This is a genomic window from Novosphingobium sp. 11B (assembly GCF_054589055.1).
The window spans coordinates 1-16,087 of sequence record NZ_BAAILP010000211.1 but is presented as its reverse complement, the minus strand read 5'-3'; the positions used below and the strand labels follow the sequence as shown (position 1 = coordinate 16,087).

Genomic DNA, 16,087 nt, shown 5'->3' with positions numbered 1-16,087 from the left:
GACGTCGCCCTCCAGACGCAAGTGCAGGAAGGGGGCGAAGGTTCCGCCGAAGTGCGCGCGCCCTTCGGGTTTGCGCTTCGCTGCGGCATCGTCGATCCCCCAGTAATCCACGAAGCTGGTCACGGAAAGGTCGGGCAGCACCCACCAGCTATAGGCCTGGAACGGCTCGCCTTGCGGGTTGGCGAAGACGAGGCCATGGCCGTTGAGCAGGCGCCACGGCCCCGCGAACCCATCGGCCACCGCGCCATAGAGCCCGGTCGGAGCGTCGATACCGGGCGCGAAGACCTTCGCCTGCGTCGACCAGAAAAGATAGAGCCGCCCGCCATGCGCGACGATATGCGGGCGCTCCAACTCGTTGTTGACGCCCGTGGCATCGACCAGAGGCGGCCGTTTCTCGAACACGCCGCCTTCGGGATCGGCACCGCCGCGCCGCGCGCAGCCGATGAGGCCATTGTGAAGCCCGAGATGCCGCGCCGATGACGCGGTGAACAGGAGGTGATCCACGCCGTCTTCGGCCCGCCACGGCGCGGGATCGCGGAACGCCTTGATCTCGCCGAGTTCGCCCGTGCCGTCGTGCCGATTCATGTAGACGATATTGGCGGGGATCACCTGCTCGACCGGATCGGACCAGCCGGTGAAGACCGCGTCGCCGGTCTCGGCCAGCCCGGTCGTGCAGGCGAAGATGCGCTGACGGAAGGTCGGTTCCGTCTCGCCCCGCTCTCCGGCGGCGGTGAAGTAGAGGGTCACGACTCCGTCCTCGAATAGCGCCGAACCGGACCATTCGCGGCTGCCGGGCGTGAACCCTTCCTCGAAAGTCGCGCCAATATGGCGGAACTGCCCGTCGATCCGGTGGAAGTGATGAATCCGCGCGGTGCCGTGCCGCTCCTCCGGATCATCGAAGGCCGGAGCGGCGAGTGCGAACCACAGTTCACCGCCGCGCCAGCGCACCGGAATTCCGTGCATGGAGGCAAGCGGCCATGCGTCCCAGACGTCGTGATTCTCGGCAATCCGGCGCACGTCGGAAGGCGTGAAGACGGGCGCGCGCGGGATCGAAATGTCCCGTAACCGGGCGAGATCCCGAGCCGTCCATTGCAAGGTGGGAAATGACTCGAGCGTCGCGGGATGAGGGTTCATGGGCGGCAGATGTACAATCGTTTGCAATATCTGCAAATGTTAATTGCTCCATTATTGCGCTCGCCGTGCGGGAAAGTGGTGCAATCTCTTCTTGGCCTTTACGAACATCATCCGGTATTCAACGGGTTCTTGCCGGGGGTGCCTGGCATGGAACGGTCGCACTCGGAGAAGCGGATGCCCTTCGGCCTCAAGCCGCATCTGTCGCTGCCCCGCATCGTCGAGATGAACCTGGGTTTCTTCGGCCTGCAGTTCAGCTTCGGCCTGCAGCAGGCGAACATGGGGCCGATCTACGGCTACCTCGGCGCGAGCGAAGGGCGTATGCCGCTGCTGTGGCTGGCGGGACCGGTGACGGGCCTGATCATCCAGCCGCTGATCGGCGCGATGAGCGACCGTACCCGCTCCCGCCTCGGACGGCGCACGCCTTACTTTCTAATCGGGGCGATCCTGTGTTCGCTAAGCCTGCTGGCGATGCCCAATTCTTCCACGCTGTGGATGGCGGCGGGGCTGCTCTGGGTGCTCGATGCCGGCAACAACGTGACGATGGAGCCTTACCGCGCTTATGTCGCCGACCGACTGGCACCGCACCAGCGACCGACCGGGTTCATGGTGCAGAGCGCCTTCACCGGACTGGCGCATACCCTGTCCTACCTTGCGCCCTCGATCATGGCGACGTTCGTGGACCGCGACCTGCTGGGACCGAACGGCATCCCCGTGATCGTGCGCATGGCCTTCGTGATCGGCGCGGTGCTGTCGATCTCGACGGTGATCTGGTCGATCACCCGCGTGCCCGAGCTTCCGCTCACACCCGAGGAGCAGGAGCGCATCGCCGCCTCTCCCCTTACCCTGCCCGCCACCTTGCGCGAAGTGCGCGACGCGGTAGTCGAGATGCCGCGGCCGATGCGGCAGCTGGCGCTCGCCATGCTGTGCCAGTGGTATGCGATGATGGTCTACTGGCAGTACATCGCCTTCGCCATCTCGCGCTCGCTGTTCGGCACCGGGGACGTCCATTCGGCCCGCTTCCGCGAGGCGGTGCTGACCGAGCAGCAACTGGGCGCGCTCTACAATTCGGTCGCCTTCGTCGCGGCGATCGGGCTGATCCCGGTGGTTAGCCGGTTTGGCGCACGATCGGTGCACGTCGGTTGTCTCGCCGCATCGGGGCTGTCGATGCTGGTGATCCCCTCGACCAGCGAACTGCCGCTGCTCGGCCTGCTGATGATCGGCATCGGCTTCGGATGGGCGGGCATGATGGGCAATACTTACGTGATCCTCGCCGATTCGATCCCTCCCCAGCGCAACGGCATATACATGGGGGTTTTCAACTTGTTCATCGTCATCCCCATGCTGATCGAGGCACTGACGATGCCGCTCATCTACGGCCCCATTCTCGGCAACGACCCGCGCAATGCGCTGATACTTGCCGGATTGCTGATGGTGGCGGGTGCAATTGCCACCGTCTTCGTCGAGGCCGGAGGCAGGCCGGAGCCGAAACTGGCAACTAACTGAACAAGTTACTTCCGGCGCGCCAATCCGGGTGCTAAGGCATTGTGCAACATGGCGGCAGGGATGGAAGAGAACAACGTGGGGAACGACGGCACGGACGCGTCTGGCCCGGATGTACCCGGTCCTGATGTGGAAGTGCGCACGCTTGCCGATCTGGCCCGCGTGGCCGGCGTTTCCGCAGGCACGGTTTCGCGCGCGCTGGCGGGCAAGTCCCTCGTCAACGCCGAGACTCGTGAGCGGATCCAGGCCCTCGCCCGGCAGTACGGCTTTCGTCCCAACCAGATGGCCAGCAAGCTGCGCTCGCGGCGCACGGGCGTCATCGGCGTGGTCATTCCGCTGGGGCATGAGAAGCGCCAGCAGATTTCCGACCCGTTCTTCCTGACCCTGCTCGGCCACCTTGCCGACCAGCTGACCGAGGCGGGCTACGACCTCATGCTCAGCCGCGCGATCCCGGACGGGACGACCGATTGGCTGGAGCGCATCACCGGCTCGGGCATGGTGGACGGGGTGCTGCTGATCGGCCAGTCCGACCAGTCGGACGTGATCGATCAGGTCGTCTCGCATTACCGCCCGCTGGTCGCCTGGGGCAACCACCGCGAAGGGCAGAAGCACGTCGTCGTCGGCACCGACAACGAACTGGGCGGCCGCCTCGCCGCCGAGCACCTGATCGCCTGCGGCGCCCGGCGCCTCGCCTTCTTCGGCGATACGGCAGGCATCGAGATCGCCATGCGCCTGCGCGGCGCGCGCGCAGCCGCAGAGGCTGCGGGCCTGCACATCAAGCACGTCCCCATCAAGCTCGCCGACGCCGAGATGGGACCGCAGCTCGAAGCCGCCCTCGCCGACGCCGAAGCGGACTTCGACGGCATCGTCACCGCATCCGACCTCATCGCCATGTCGGCGCTGCACGTCCTGCACGAAAGCGGCCGCAGGATACCCGGAGATGTCCAGATCGTGGGCTTCGACGACCTTCCGCTCGCTCGCCTGACCTCGCCCCCGCTGACCACCGTGCGGCAGGAGATCGGCCAGGGCGCCAAGGTCATGGTCGAGAAAATCCGCGCGCTGATCGAAGGCGAGACGCGCCACAGCAAGGTCATGCCTCCAACGCTCATTGCGCGCGATACGACGCGGTCGTGACCACGAAACAGGGCGTGATCGCCAGGATTACACCTTGGTCATTCCCCCGAAGGCGGGAACCCATCTTCTAACAGAGCCTATTTCACCGGCATCAGTTGGGTCCCCGCCTTCGCGGGGATGGCGACGCGTATTTCGATCAGAAAGATCGCGTCTTAGATCGCCAGCCCCGCTGCCCGCGCGCTAGCCCAAGCCCACTGGAAGTTGTAACCGCCCAGCCAGCCGGTGACGTCCACTGCCTCGCCGATCGCGTAGAGGCCCGGCGCGCGCTTCGCCTCCATGGTCTTGGACGAGAGTTCGGCGGTGTCGATGCCGCCTGCGGTGACTTCGGCCTTGGCGAAACCTTCCGAACCATCGGGCAGGAAAGGCCACCGCGCCAGCTGCGCTTCCGCGCTTCCCAGCGCCTTGTCGGTCAGGGTGCCCAGTTCGCCTTCGAGACCGAGCCGCCCACACAGCGCCTCGGCCAGCCGCTCGGGCAGGCCGTCACCCAGTGCCTTGCGGAACGAGAGGCGCGGGCGATCGCGCTTCAGCGTGCGCAACCAGCCCTCGGGTCGGTCGGGCAGGAACTGCGCGGTCACGGTGTCTCCGCGCTTCCAGTAGCTGGAAATCTGCAGGATGGCGGGACCGGACAGCCCGCGATGGGTGAACAGCGCCGCCTCGCGGAACGCCGCCTTTCCGCATCGCGCGACGATCTCGGTGGAGACGCCGGAGAGTTCGCGGAACAGCGCTTCGTCCCCCGGCAGGGTCAGCGGCACCAGTGCCGGACGCGGCTGCACCACCTTGAGCCCGAACTTGCGCGCGAGGTCATAGGCGAACCCGCTCGCGCCCATCTTGGGGATCGACGGTCCACCGGTGGCGATCACCATTGCGGGGGCAGTCGATGACTGCTCGCCGTGGCGCACGCGGTAGAGGCCGTCGGCATGCTCGACCTCGCCCACGGCCTCGCCGCAGCGGAGTTCGACCATGCCCTTGGCGCATTCCTCCAGCAGCATGGCGACGATCTGCTTCGCCGAACCGTCGCAGAACAGCTGGCCCAGCGTCTTCTCGTGCCATGCGATGCCGTAGCTTTCGACCAGCGCGAGGAAATCGGCGGCGGTGTAGCGGCTGAGCGCGGACTTGGCGAAGTGTGGATTGCTGGAAAGGTAGCGGTCGGGCGCGGTGTGGATGTTGGTGAAGTTGCACCGCCCGCCGCCGGAAATGACGATCTTGCGGCCCGGTTCGGGCGCATGGTCGATCAGCAGCACCCGGCGGCCGCGCTGTCCGGCAGTGGCGGCGCATAGCAGCCCGGCGGCCCCGGCGCCGAGAACGATGGCGTCGTAATGCGCGATCATTCAGGCGTACCGACCAGTTCCAGCGCCAGTGCCTCGGCCACGCGGATGCCGTCGACGGCGGCGGAAAGGATGCCGCCCGCATAGCCCGCGCCTTCACCCGCCGGGTAGAGGCCGCGCGTGTTGAGGCTCTGGCAGTCCTTGCCGCGACCGATCCGCACCGGCGAGGAGGAGCGCGTCTCCACCCCGGTCATGACGACGTCGGGATGGTCGTAACCGGGCACCTGGCGGCCGAATACCGGCAGCGCCTCGCGGATCGCCTCGACGACGTAGTCGGGCAGGCATTGTGCGAGGTCGGTCAGGCGGATGCCGGGCTGGTAGCTGGGGTTGACCTCGCCCAGTTCGCTCGAGGGGCGTCCGGCCATGAAATCCCCGACCTTCTGGCCCGGCGCGCGGTAGTCCGATCCGCCTGCCACGTAAGCCAGCTTCTCGAACTTGCGCTGAAGCGCGATCCCCGCGAGCGGGTGGCCGGGGAAGTCGCGTTCGGGGCTGATGTCCACGACAAGGCCGGAATTGGCGTTGAATTCCGCGCGCGAATACTGGCTCATGCCGTTGGTGACGACGCCGCCCTCCTCGCTCGCCGCCGCGACGACGCGGCCGCCCGGGCACATGCAGAACGAATAGACGGTCCGCCCGTTCTTCGCCTTGTGCGAGATGGCATAGGCCGCCGCGCCGAGGATCGGGTTGCCCGCGCAGGCTCCGTAGCGCGCCTTGTCCACCCAGCTTTGCGGATGTTCGATGCGCACGCCGATGGAGAACGGCTTGGCCTCGATGGAAACGCCGCGGTTATGGAGCACCTCGAAGGTGTCGCGTGCGGAGTGGCCCACGGCCATGATCACGTGCTCGGCAGGAAGGTACTCGCCGGTCGAGAGGTGCAGGCCCTTGAGCCGGCGTTCGTCGCTCTGTCCTTCGATCTCGAAATCCTCGACGCGGGTGCTGAAGCGGTATTCGCCGCCGAGCTGCTCGATCGTCTCGCGCATGGACATGACCATGGTGACGAGGCGGAACGTGCCGATGTGCGGGTGCGCTTCGGTGAGAATGTCCTCGGGCGCGCCGGCCTTGACGAATTCGGTCAGGACCTTGCGGCCGAGATGGCGCGGGTCCTTGATGCGGCTGTAGAGCTTGCCGTCGGAGAACGTGCCCGCCCCGCCCTCGCCGAACTGCACGTTGCTTTCCGGGTTCAGTTCCGAGCGGCGCCACAGGCCCCAGGTATCCTTGGTCCGCTCGCGCACCGCCTTGCCGCGCTCGATGATGATGGGCTTAAGGCCCATCTGCGCGAGGATCAGTGCGGCGAGGAGGCCGCACGGGCCTGCGCCGATGACGACCGGGCGCGGTCCTTCCCAGCCCTCGGGCGCGCGGACGGGGAACTTGTAGGCAATGTCCGGCGTAAGCCGCACATGCTGGTCGTCGGCGAAGCGGGCGAGCAGGTCGGCTTCGTCCTTCACCGTGACGTCGAGCGCGTAGACCAGCTTGATCGCGTTCTTGCGCCGCGCGTCGTTGCCCCGGCGGAACACGGTGACGCGCTCGAGGTCGGCGGGCGCGATGGCTAGGCGCTGGACGACCGCCGCGTCGAGGTCGGCGGGCGTATGGTCGAGCGGCAGGGCAATGTCGGTGAGGCGAAGCATCCGCGCGCCTTTATACGCTGGCGCGCGCGAATGCCATGGCGGCGTGTGCGGCGATCAGATCGGCGCCGGGGCCGTAAGTGCGATCTCGGTGAAATAGCGCGCCATCGCCTGCAGCGCCTTCTCGCTGAGGTCGATGAAGGCGCGGCGCTTGTCGGCGCCGTCGCTGAGGCGCACGAACAGGCCCGCATCGACCATCTGGCCGATCCAGCGCAGCGCCGTGGTCGGCGGCACACCGGAAGCAATGCAGAGCGAGGTCACCGACACCCGCTTGCCTTCGAGGCGCGAGGCGGTGAGGTCCAGCAGCATGTCCCAGGCGGGATCGGCGAAGAGATCGTTGTCGAGGAACCGCGCGCGCAACTGGCGCTGGCGGATGATCCGGCGGACCAGCCGCGCGTCGGGAAGCTGGCCGGGTGCGGAGTTCGCGGCAGGGACCGCGGGGAGCGGCGCGGGCGCACCGCCCGCGTCGAGGCGGTCGATGCGGCCCGCGATCTGGCCCACCTGCTCGGTCAGGCGCAGCAGCATCAGGCGGTCGTCGTCGAAAAGTTCGCGAACACGTCCGGAGGGCATCGTCGCCAGCACCCGGCCCAGCGCCAGTACCCGCTCCGCACGGTCGGGATCGACGAGCAGGACGGGCGAGGACTGGTCCATGCAGGCGAAGACATCGTCCAGCGCCTCCACTCCGGTCGAGACGATCAGCCGGGTCGCGCCGCCTGCCGCGCGCAAGTCCAGCCGGGCGAGCGCCGCCAGCACCCCTGCATCGACCTGCGGGCAATCGACCAGCACCACGTCGGCAAGGCGGGCCTGCGCCAGCCCCTCCCCCATCGTGACGAGATCGGCGAGCGGCGCGGCAGCGGCGATGCGCATGCCGGCCGCGTCTGCGTCCTCACGCAAGGTGGCGCGCAAGTGGGCGCGGTTGGCATAGATCGACAGCGCCACGCCCGGGCCGCTGCCCGGTGTCGATCTTTCCGGCCCGCCATAGGCAAAGTCGGGCTGGAGATAGTCCGCCTCGCGCATGATCCAAATCCTTCCCTCTGAACGGGAACAGAATTGGAACAAACGTGCCGCTACCGACAGTTAAATTGCTGCAACCCAGCCCGACAACTCGCGCCGCGCGAGGGCTTCGAGCATCGCCATGCCCGGTTCGCGGGCGTTGAGGCAGGGGAGGACGGCGAGGCGCTCGCCGCCCGCTTCCTCGAAAACCTCGCGGCCGCGGATCGCCAGTTCTTCCAACGTTTCCACACAGTCGGCCGAGAAGCCGGGGGCCAGGATGGCGAGGCGCCGGGTGCCGGCCTTTGCCTCGGCCGCAAGCACGGTCTCGGTCGCGGGTTCGAGCCATTTGGCGCGGCCGAAGCGGGACTGGAAGCTGGTCTCGACGCGCAGGTCCGGCAGGCGCAGGGCCAGCCGCTCGGTCAGCAGGCGCGAGGTTTTGCGGCAGTGGCAATGGTAGGGATCGCCGAGGTGCAGCGTGCGCTCGGGCATGCCGTGGTAGGAGAGCAGCAACACTTCCGGCGTGAAATCGAGCGCGGACACATGCGCGACGACGTCTTCCTCCAGCGCCCCGATATAGGCCGGATCGTCGTGGTAGGGCGGCAGCGTGCGCAGCGCGGGCTGCCAGCGCATGGTGCGCAGGGCGTCGCCCAGCTTGTCCATCACCGAGGCGGTCGTCGCACCTGAATACTGCGGATAGAGCGGGGCGGCGAGGATACGATCGCAGCCCGCATCCTTCATCGCCTGCAGGCGCGAGGGGAGCGAGGGATTGCCGTAGCGCATCGCCCAATCCACGGTGACCGTATCGCCCAGCCGCTCCTGAAGCGCGCGGGCCTGCGCGGCGGTAATGGCGGCGAGCGGCGAACCCTCGGGCGTCCAGACCTGGCTGTAGGCATGGGCGGACTTCGCCGGACGGGTGCGCAGGATGATGCCGTGGAGGATCGGCTTCCACGCGATCGCCGGGATCTCCACCACGCGTGGGTCGGAGAGGAATTCGGCAAGGTAGCGGCGCACCGCATCGGGCGTGGGCGCATCGGGCGTGCCGAGGTTGACGAGAAGGACGCCGACGCCTCCGGTCGCGACGGACGGGTGTTCTGGCGGAAGCTCAGGCGGTTTCATACGTCCTCGGCAAAGAAGGGGAGGCGGCGCAGGCGCAGGCCCGTCGCCGAGAAAAGTGCGTTGGCGACGGCCGGGGCGACGGCGGCGACGCCCAGTTCGCCCGGATCGGCGGGGTCTTCCTTGCTCTCGATGAAGTCCACCTCGATCGCGGGGCAGTCGGCCAGCGTCGGCAGGCCCATCGCGGCGAGGCTCTCGCTGTCCGGCCGCCCGCCTGCATAACGCACCGCGCAGCCGAGCGCGAGGCCGAGGCCGAAAACCAGCCCGCCCTCGATCTGCTGGCGGGCGATGTCGAGATTGACGATGCGGCCCACGTCGGCGACGGCGCTCAGGCGGTCGACTCGCACGCCTTCGGCCTCGCGCCGGGCGCTGGCGATGACGGCGATGCGGCCGTTTCCTATCACGTGGCAGGCAAGGCCCTGCCCGCTGGCATCCGAGCCGCCACCCCATTGCGCCAGCGCCGCGACGCGCTGGAGGCAGGCGGCGAGGCGCGGATCGTGGCCCAGCATCGCCATGCGATAGGACAAGGGCTCGCGCCCGGCCTTGTGGGCCAGTTCGTCGACGAAGCTCTCGTTGAAGAAGGCGGTCCAGCCGTGGGCATTGCCCCGCATCCGGGCGGTGGGCAGGCCGACGCGCACGGGGACATGGTCGATCGCGAGGTTGGGAATGGCGTAAGGCGGCACCGCGCCTTCGAGCGCCATCGCATCGGCATCGAGCGCGACCGCCTCCAGCGCTTCGTAAGGCGCCTCGCCGCCCAGCAGGCGGCGGCCGAACTCGCGCGCGGTCGCGGGTACGGTGATGCGCGCGCGCCAGCCGGCGATCTGGCCATCGGTATCGGGACGCGCGGCCATCACCGCCGAGACAGGCGCACGGGGCAGGCCGGCGCGGAATTCCTCGCGCCGGGACCAGGTGAGCTGGACCGGCTTGCCCACCTCCCTGGCGATCAGCGCGGCCTCCACGGCATGGCCGAATTCGAGGCGGCGGTCGAAGCTGCCGCCGATCGCGACGGGGTAGAGCACGACGTCGCGCACCGCCATGCCGAGTGCCGCCGCGACAGCCTCGCGCGTGGCTTGCGGGGCCTGCGTGCCGACCCAGAGTTCCAGCTTGCCGTCGTGGAGCCACGCAGTCGCGGCGGCGGTTTCGATGGTGACGTGGATTGCGGGAGAGACTTCGTAGCCGAGCTGGATCGGCAGGCGGTCCTTCACCAGCGCCATGTCGCCCGCCGAATGGATGCGGTGCGCGTCGGCATTGTGAAGCGCCTCGTCCATCGCGGTGTCGACGGCGTCGGATTCGGCCCCGGCAGCGACGCGGAAACCCGGTTCCATGCGGGTCAGCGCCTGCTCGGCGGCCCAGCCGTCGGTGGCGACGGCGGCGACCCATGCGGCGTCTCCTTCCGGGCTGCCGACGGTGCGCAGGAAGCCGAGCATGTCCTTCGCCGCGCTCTCGTCGAGGTCGGAGAGGAAGGTCTTCCTGCCGATCGGCCCGTGACGGATCGCGGCGAAGACCATGTTGGGCAGGCGCACGTCGCCTGCGAAAGTCCACGAGCCATCGACCTTGGAGGGCAGGTCGAGACGCGGATAGCTGAGGCGCCCGCCGGGCGGGAATTCGCCGGGACGCTCGGCCATGGCTTCGGGGCGCAGCGGCGGGGTCGAGGGCGGGGAAAAGCGGGCGGCCTCGGAGGCCAGCGGGCCGAAAGGCAGCTTCTTGTTTTCGTGCGTGACGAAGCCGTTCGCGACCTCGCACTCCTCCCAGGCGACGCTCCAGCGGGCGGCGGCGGCCTGCGCCAGCATCGCGCGGGCAGAGGCGGCGGCGGCGCGGGCTCCGGCCTCGTAGGCGGCGATCTCGGTGCCGTCGGCAGTGAAGTCGAAGACGTGGCTCTCGGCCCAGCGGCGGGTCAGGAGGTCATCCGGTTCATCCGCCAGCGAGGGCAGCAGCGGCATCCAGAGCGGAGCCCACTTCGCCGCCAGCGCGAGGTTGGCGTAAAGGGCGCTGACGGGGGCTGGCTCGGCGGCGACCTGCCGCCAGTCCGCGCCGAGTTCATGCGCGACGATCTGCGGAACGAGCGTGGTGACGCCCTGCCCCATCTCCACTTGCGGGACGGACACGGTGACGACGCCGTCCGTGCCGATCCTGATCCACGCATCGAAGGCGAACTCCCCCTCGCGCGGCTGCAGCGGCAGCGGATAGCTGCGCGGGCGCAGCATGTAGCCGAGCGCGAGCCCGCCGCCCGCCAACGCTCCGATAAGCACGCTGCGGCGGCTCACCGCCATCAGGGGTTGGCGTCCAGCCAGGCCGCGACTTGCGCGGCGAGCCCGGTGAAGGCTTCGGCTTGCGGGCCGGTCCCGGCCGCGGTGGGCGTGCCCGCATCGGCCTCGCGCCGGATCGCGATATCGAGGGGAATGCGGCCGAGGAAGGGCACGTCCATCTCCTTCGCGGAGGCTTCCGCGCCGCCGCAGCCGAAGGGATCGCTGACTTCGCCGCAGTGGGGGCAGGCATAGCCCGCCATGTTCTCGACCACGCCGACGACGGGGACGCCGCCTTTCTCGAACAGTTCGACCGCACGGGTCGCGTCGATCAGCGCGAGGTCCTGCGGGGTCGAGACGATCACCGCGCCCGCAGGCTTGCAGCGCTGGAGCATGGTGAGCTGCACGTCGCCGGTGCCGGGCGGCAGATCGACGATGAGCACTTCGGCGCCTTCCCAGTGCCCCTCGACCAGTTGCAGCAGCGCGCCGGAGATCTTCGGCCCGCGCCAGGCGATCGCCTGCCCGGCATTGGAGAGGTGCGCCATCGACAGCGCGGGAACGCCCCAGCGGCTCTCGACGGGGACCAGTCTCCCTTCGTGCGCCGTGGCGCGCTGGCCCTCGGTGCCGAGCAGACGCGCCTGCGAGGGGCCGTAGATGTCCGCATCGACGAGGCCGACGCGCCGCCCCATCCGGGCCAGCGCCACCGCGAGATTGGCCGAAAGCGTGGATTTGCCGACGCCGCCCTTGCCCGATCCGACCGCGATGATGCGTGGTCCCTTGGGAGGAGCGGGCTCGGACTTGTCGGCCATCATCGCCACGCGCACTTCGGCGACTTTGCCCGACAGAGCATCGCGCACATGCGCTTCCAGTCCTGCCCGCGCCGCCGCATCGAGGCCGGTCGCATCGAGCACCAGCGTCGCGCGGCCGTCCGCCGCGCGCAGCGACTGGATACGCGCTGCGGCCTCGGGCCGAAGCAGCGCCTTGAGATCGTCGCTTTCGGTTCCTGCCCCAAGACCTTCGGCGCTGCTCACTTGTCGTCTCCAGTAGATTGCCGGTTCGTTTCCGGCGTGTCCGTCATGGCCGAGGGATACCCCGGCGCTCGCCGCTCAGGTGGCGTACGCGGGGAAAAAGGGCAAGAGAGGCACTGTTATTTGCCCGAGGGGTTCTTATAGATAGCCTCATGACAGCTATCGGTGGTGCAGACACGCCTGGCGGCGTGCCGGGGGACGGAACGGGAATTTCCCAGATGACGGGACGCAACAGCCCGTGGGGCGGCGGCGGCAATGACGGCGGCGGTAGCGGAGACGGCGAAGGCTCCGACGGCGCAGACGCATCCGGCAGCCAGCCCGACGAGCCGCAGTCCGAACCCCCCGAGCGCAAAGGCCCCCGCAATCCCTGGCTCCCCAGCGGAGAGGGCGCCCCGCCCCGCCGCTCGGCCAGCATCGAAGATATCTTTCGGCGCGGCGACCAGCGGCGCCCCGGTGGCGGAGGCGGCGGCCCGCGCGGCCCCGGCGGCTTCCCCAACCTGCCGCGCCGTCCGGACGGCAAGTCGTGGCTGCCGCTCGGCATCGGCGCCGCCGTGCTGGTCGTGCTCGGTTTCTCCAGCGTCCACATGCTCGGCCCCAAGGAACAGGGCGTGGTCACCACGCTCGGCCAGTATTCGCGCACCGTCGATTCGGGCGTGAGCCTGACCCTCCCCTGGCCGATCGAGCAGGTGAAGGTCGTCGACGTCAGCTCGTTCCAGGTCGTGGCCGTACCCGACAACGAGAACGAGAAGCTGATGCTCACCAGCGACAAGAGCCTGGTCGATCTCAGCTACCTCGTGCGCTGGAACATCAAGGGCCTGAAGGACTACACCTTCCGCCTCGCCGACCCGGACGGCACCGTACAGGAAGTGGCCGAGGCCGCGATGCGCGCCTCGATCGCGCAAGTCTCGCTGGGCCAGGCGCTGTCCGGTGCAGGCCGTGCGCAAGTCGAGCAGGACGTGGGCGAGCGCATGCAGCGCATCCTCGACTTCTACCGCTCGGGCATCGCCATCCAGGGCGTCGAGATCAAGAAGGCCGACCCGCCCGCCAAGACCAAGGGCGCGTTCGACAACGTCAACGTCGCCCAGCAGGAAGCCGAACGCGACCGCTCCGAAGCCCGCGCCTGGGCGCAGCAGGTGATCGCCCGCGCCCAGGGCGATGCCAGCTCGTTCGACAAGGTCTACGAGGAATACAGGCTCGCCCCCGAAGTGACCAAGCGCCGCATGTACTACGAAACGATGGAACGCGTCCTGCGCGACAATGACACGGTGGTCGGCGAAAAGGGCGTGAACACCGTCCTGCCGCTGCCCGAGATGCAGCGCCGTGCCGCACCCGCTCCCGACACCTCGGTCAGCGTACCGACCAGCACGGGAGGTCAGTGATGAACCTGTGGCATGACTACAAGGCCGCGTGGATCGCGGCGGGCGCCGTCGTCGTCGGATTGATGATGAGCACCATCGTCGTTCCCGAGGACGAGCAGGCGGTCGTCGTCCAGACCGGCCGCCCGGTGCGGGTCTACAACCCCTATATCGCCAATGCGGCCTACGGGCAGACCGGCGCGGGCGTGCACTGGCGCATCCCGCTGGTCGAGCAGGTGATCCGCATCGACAAGCGCCTGCTTTCGGTCGACATGCAGCAACAGCAGGTGCTCTCCACCGACCAGCAGCGGCTGAACGTGGACGCCTATGCCCGCTACCGCATCGTCGATCCGATCAAGATGGTCCGCTCCGCCGGCACCAGCGAGCGGGTGACGCAGCAGCTCGAACCGATCCTCTCCTCGGTCGTGCGCCAGGAACTGGGCAAGCGCACCTTCCAGTCGCTGCTCACCGCCGAACGCGGCGCGGCGATGGAGAACATCCGCAAGCTGCTCGACCGTGAGGCCGCCGAATACGGCGCGCAGGTCGTCGACGTGCGGATCAAGCGCGCCGACCTGCCCGAGGGCGCGCTCGCCGCTGCCTTCGTGCGCATGGAAGCGGGCCGCCAGGAAGAGGCGAAGACGATCGCCGCGCAGGGCCAGCGCGACGCGCAGATCATCCGCGCCGAGGCCGAGGCCCAGGCCGCGAAGATCTACGCCGACAGCTTCGGCAAGGACGCTCAGTTCTACGACTTCTACCGCGCGATGCAGAGCTACGCGGTGTCGTTTGGCAAGGGCGCGCCCGGCAGCCCGAACGGCGCCAAGACCATCCTGCTCTCGCCGGACAATGCCTATCTGAATCATTTCAGGGAGCCGTGAGCGGTTTCGGCCGTTGCCCATCGGGAGTTGGCGGCCGGAACTTCGTAAAAGTGGCGGATTTCCGCATCATTCAAATCCGGTTAAGCTCGCGGGGCGTGAAACCGCTTCGGGGTTACCAGTCGGATCTTGGCGCAAGCCGCCGAAACGGAGGAATCAAAGGACGTGAAGCCAGTGCGATATGCCTATGGACTGACCACAGCGCTCCTCATCGGAGGCGCTACCGCATCGCTCGTCACCGGCTACCCCGCAGGTGCCCAGGTGGCCCAGAACGAGGCCAGCGAAATTTCGAAGGTGGTGCCGCGTGCCGGTGCCCCCGCCAGCTTCGCGGATCTCACCGCGCAGCTGCAACCCGCCGTCGTCAATATCTCGACCCGCCAGAAGGTGCAGGTCGCGGGCGGCGGCGCCAACCCCTTCGCGGGCACTCCGTTCGAGGGGCTGTTCGGCGGACAGGGTGGCGGTAACGGCGCGCCCCAGACGCGTGAGGCCCAGTCGCTCGGCTCGGGCTTCATCATCTCGGCGGACGGCTATGTCGTGACAAACAATCACGTCATCACCGCCGAGGGCAAGGGCCAGGTCGAATCGATCACCGTCACCATGCCCGACGGTGCCGAGTATCCCGCCAAGCTGATCGGCAAGGACGCCGCATCCGACCTTGCGGTGCTCAAGATCGACGCGGGCAAGAGCCTGCCGTTCGTCAAGTTCGGTGACAGCCGCAAGGCGCGCGTGGGCGACTGGATCATCGCGATCGGCAACCCGTTCGGCCTCGGCGGCACGGTGACCTCGGGCATCGTCTCGGCCGTCTACCGCTCCACCCAGAGCGGCGGCGCCTATGACCGCTACCTGCAGACCGACGCGGCGATCAACCGGGGCAACTCGGGCGGTCCGATGTTCGACATGAACGGGCAGGTGATCGGCATCAACAACGCGATCTTCTCGCCCACGGGCGGCAGCGTCGGCATCGGCTTCGCCATTCCCGCGGAGATCGCGGCCCCGCTCGTCCAGAAGCTCATCAAGGGAGAGGCGATCGAGCGCGGCTATCTTGGCGTGCGCATCCAGCCGGTGACCGAGGACATCGCCGATTCGCTGGGCATCGCCCACAACAAGGGCGAGTTCATCCAGATGGTCGAGCCTGACGGCCCGGCGGCCAAGTCCGGCATGCAGGCGGGCGACGTCGTCGTCACGGTCGACGGCAAGGAAGTCACCAAGGACCAGACGCTGTCCTATATCGTCGCCAACACCAAGCCGGGCGCACGCATCCCGGTCGAGGTGATCCGCGGCGGCAAGCGCCAGACCCTGACCGCCACGGTCGCCAAGCGCCCGAGCGAGGACGAGCTTTCGCAGTCCTTCACGCCCGATGGCGACGAAGACGGCGATGCGTTCAACAATCCGCCCCAGAAGCAGGAAAAGGGCGTGATCGAGAACTCGCTGGGCCTGACCGTGACCCCGCTGACGGCCACCATCGCCCGCCAGCTCGGCGCGGCCGACGGCACCAAGGGCGTGGTCATCGTGGCGGTCGATCCGAACTCGGACGCGGGCCAGAAGGGCTTCCAGCGCGGCTTCATCATCCTGCAGGCCAACGGCCGTCCGGTGACCACCGCGGCGGACCTCACGGCCGCGATCAACGCCGCCAAGGCGGAAGGCCGCTCGGCCCTCCTCCTGCGCGTCCAGCCGCGCGGCCAGCAGGCGACTTTCGTGCCGGTGCGCCTGCGCTGACACGACGCTGACTGCGTAAAACAAAAGGCCCGCCGGAGCGATCCGGCGGGCC

The 16,087-nt window shown here is 68.4% G+C and carries 12 protein-coding genes; 5 read left to right on the top strand and 7 right to left on the bottom strand.

Annotated features, from left to right (window positions below; genetic code table 11):
• A partial coding sequence (locus ACYPYD_RS19335; protein WP_459664914.1) for a glycoside hydrolase family 68 protein occupies positions 1-1,134 on the bottom strand: 1,134 nt, incomplete at its 3' end.
• A gap of 174 nt (positions 1,135-1,308) precedes the next feature.
• Between ACYPYD_RS19335 and ACYPYD_RS19330 the strand changes: the two genes are divergently transcribed.
• Together ACYPYD_RS19330 and ACYPYD_RS19325 are read left to right on the top strand one after the other, a co-directional pair.
• Entirely contained in the window at positions 1,309-2,637 is a 1,329-nt protein-coding gene (locus tag ACYPYD_RS19330) for an MFS transporter (RefSeq protein WP_008829253.1), read from the top strand.
• 60 nt (positions 2,638-2,697) lie between these two features.
• Positions 2,698-3,768, top strand: a complete 1,071-nt coding sequence (locus tag ACYPYD_RS19325) for a LacI family DNA-binding transcriptional regulator (protein ID WP_008829254.1) — start codon at positions 2,698-2,700, stop codon at positions 3,766-3,768.
• A gap of 152 nt (positions 3,769-3,920) precedes the next feature.
• On the opposite strand, the gene ACYPYD_RS19320 is transcribed toward ACYPYD_RS19325, so the two are convergent.
• The 6 genes from ACYPYD_RS19320 to ACYPYD_RS19295 are packed head-to-tail and all read right to left on the bottom strand — an operon-like array spanning position 3,921 to position 12,095.
• Positions 3,921-5,096 (bottom strand): BaiN/RdsA family NAD(P)/FAD-dependent oxidoreductase, encoded by a 1,176-nt coding sequence (locus tag ACYPYD_RS19320; RefSeq protein WP_459664911.1) that lies wholly within the window; start codon positions 5,094-5,096, stop codon positions 3,921-3,923.
• Entirely contained in the window at positions 5,093-6,718 is a 1,626-nt protein-coding gene (locus ACYPYD_RS19315) for an NAD(P)/FAD-dependent oxidoreductase (protein ID WP_459664909.1), read from the bottom strand. Before ACYPYD_RS19315 ends, ACYPYD_RS19320 begins: the two co-directional genes overlap by 4 nt.
• A gap of 54 nt (positions 6,719-6,772) precedes the next feature.
• Complete coding sequence (locus tag ACYPYD_RS19310) at positions 6,773-7,732, bottom strand: MarR family transcriptional regulator (protein ID WP_459664906.1); 960 nt, start codon at positions 7,730-7,732, stop codon at positions 6,773-6,775.
• Between the two features lie 60 nt (positions 7,733-7,792).
• Positions 7,793-8,824, bottom strand: coding sequence for a ferrochelatase (gene hemH / locus ACYPYD_RS19305; RefSeq protein ID WP_459664904.1), 1,032 nt, complete (start codon positions 8,822-8,824; stop codon positions 7,793-7,795).
• On the bottom strand, positions 8,821-11,091 hold the full coding sequence (locus tag ACYPYD_RS19300) for a xanthine dehydrogenase family protein molybdopterin-binding subunit (protein ID WP_459664902.1): 2,271 nt from the start codon (positions 11,089-11,091) through the stop codon (positions 8,821-8,823). The genes hemH and ACYPYD_RS19300 overlap by 4 nt, the downstream gene beginning before the upstream one ends.
• On the bottom strand, positions 11,091-12,095 hold the full coding sequence (locus ACYPYD_RS19295) for an Mrp/NBP35 family ATP-binding protein (protein WP_459664900.1): 1,005 nt from the start codon (positions 12,093-12,095) through the stop codon (positions 11,091-11,093). Before ACYPYD_RS19295 ends, ACYPYD_RS19300 begins: the two co-directional genes overlap by 1 nt.
• 215 nt (positions 12,096-12,310) lie before the next feature.
• On the opposite strand from ACYPYD_RS19295, the gene hflK reads away from it, so the two are divergent.
• From hflK to ACYPYD_RS19280, 3 genes are all read left to right on the top strand, one after another.
• Positions 12,311-13,471: a protease modulator HflK gene (gene hflK, locus ACYPYD_RS19290; RefSeq protein ID WP_459664898.1), complete on the top strand. Its 1,161-nt coding sequence runs from the start codon at positions 12,311-12,313 to the stop codon at positions 13,469-13,471.
• Positions 13,468-14,322: a protease modulator HflC gene (gene hflC / locus ACYPYD_RS19285; RefSeq protein WP_271184530.1), complete on the top strand. Its 855-nt coding sequence runs from the start codon at positions 13,468-13,470 to the stop codon at positions 14,320-14,322. The genes hflK and hflC overlap by 4 nt, the downstream gene beginning before the upstream one ends.
• 171 nt (positions 14,323-14,493) lie before the next feature.
• Positions 14,494-16,035 carry a Do family serine endopeptidase gene (locus ACYPYD_RS19280; protein WP_008829137.1) on the top strand — a complete coding sequence of 514 codons (1,542 nt, stop codon included), beginning with the start codon at positions 14,494-14,496 and terminating at the stop codon, positions 16,033-16,035.
• The last annotated feature ends 52 nt before the right edge of the window (positions 16,036-16,087 follow it).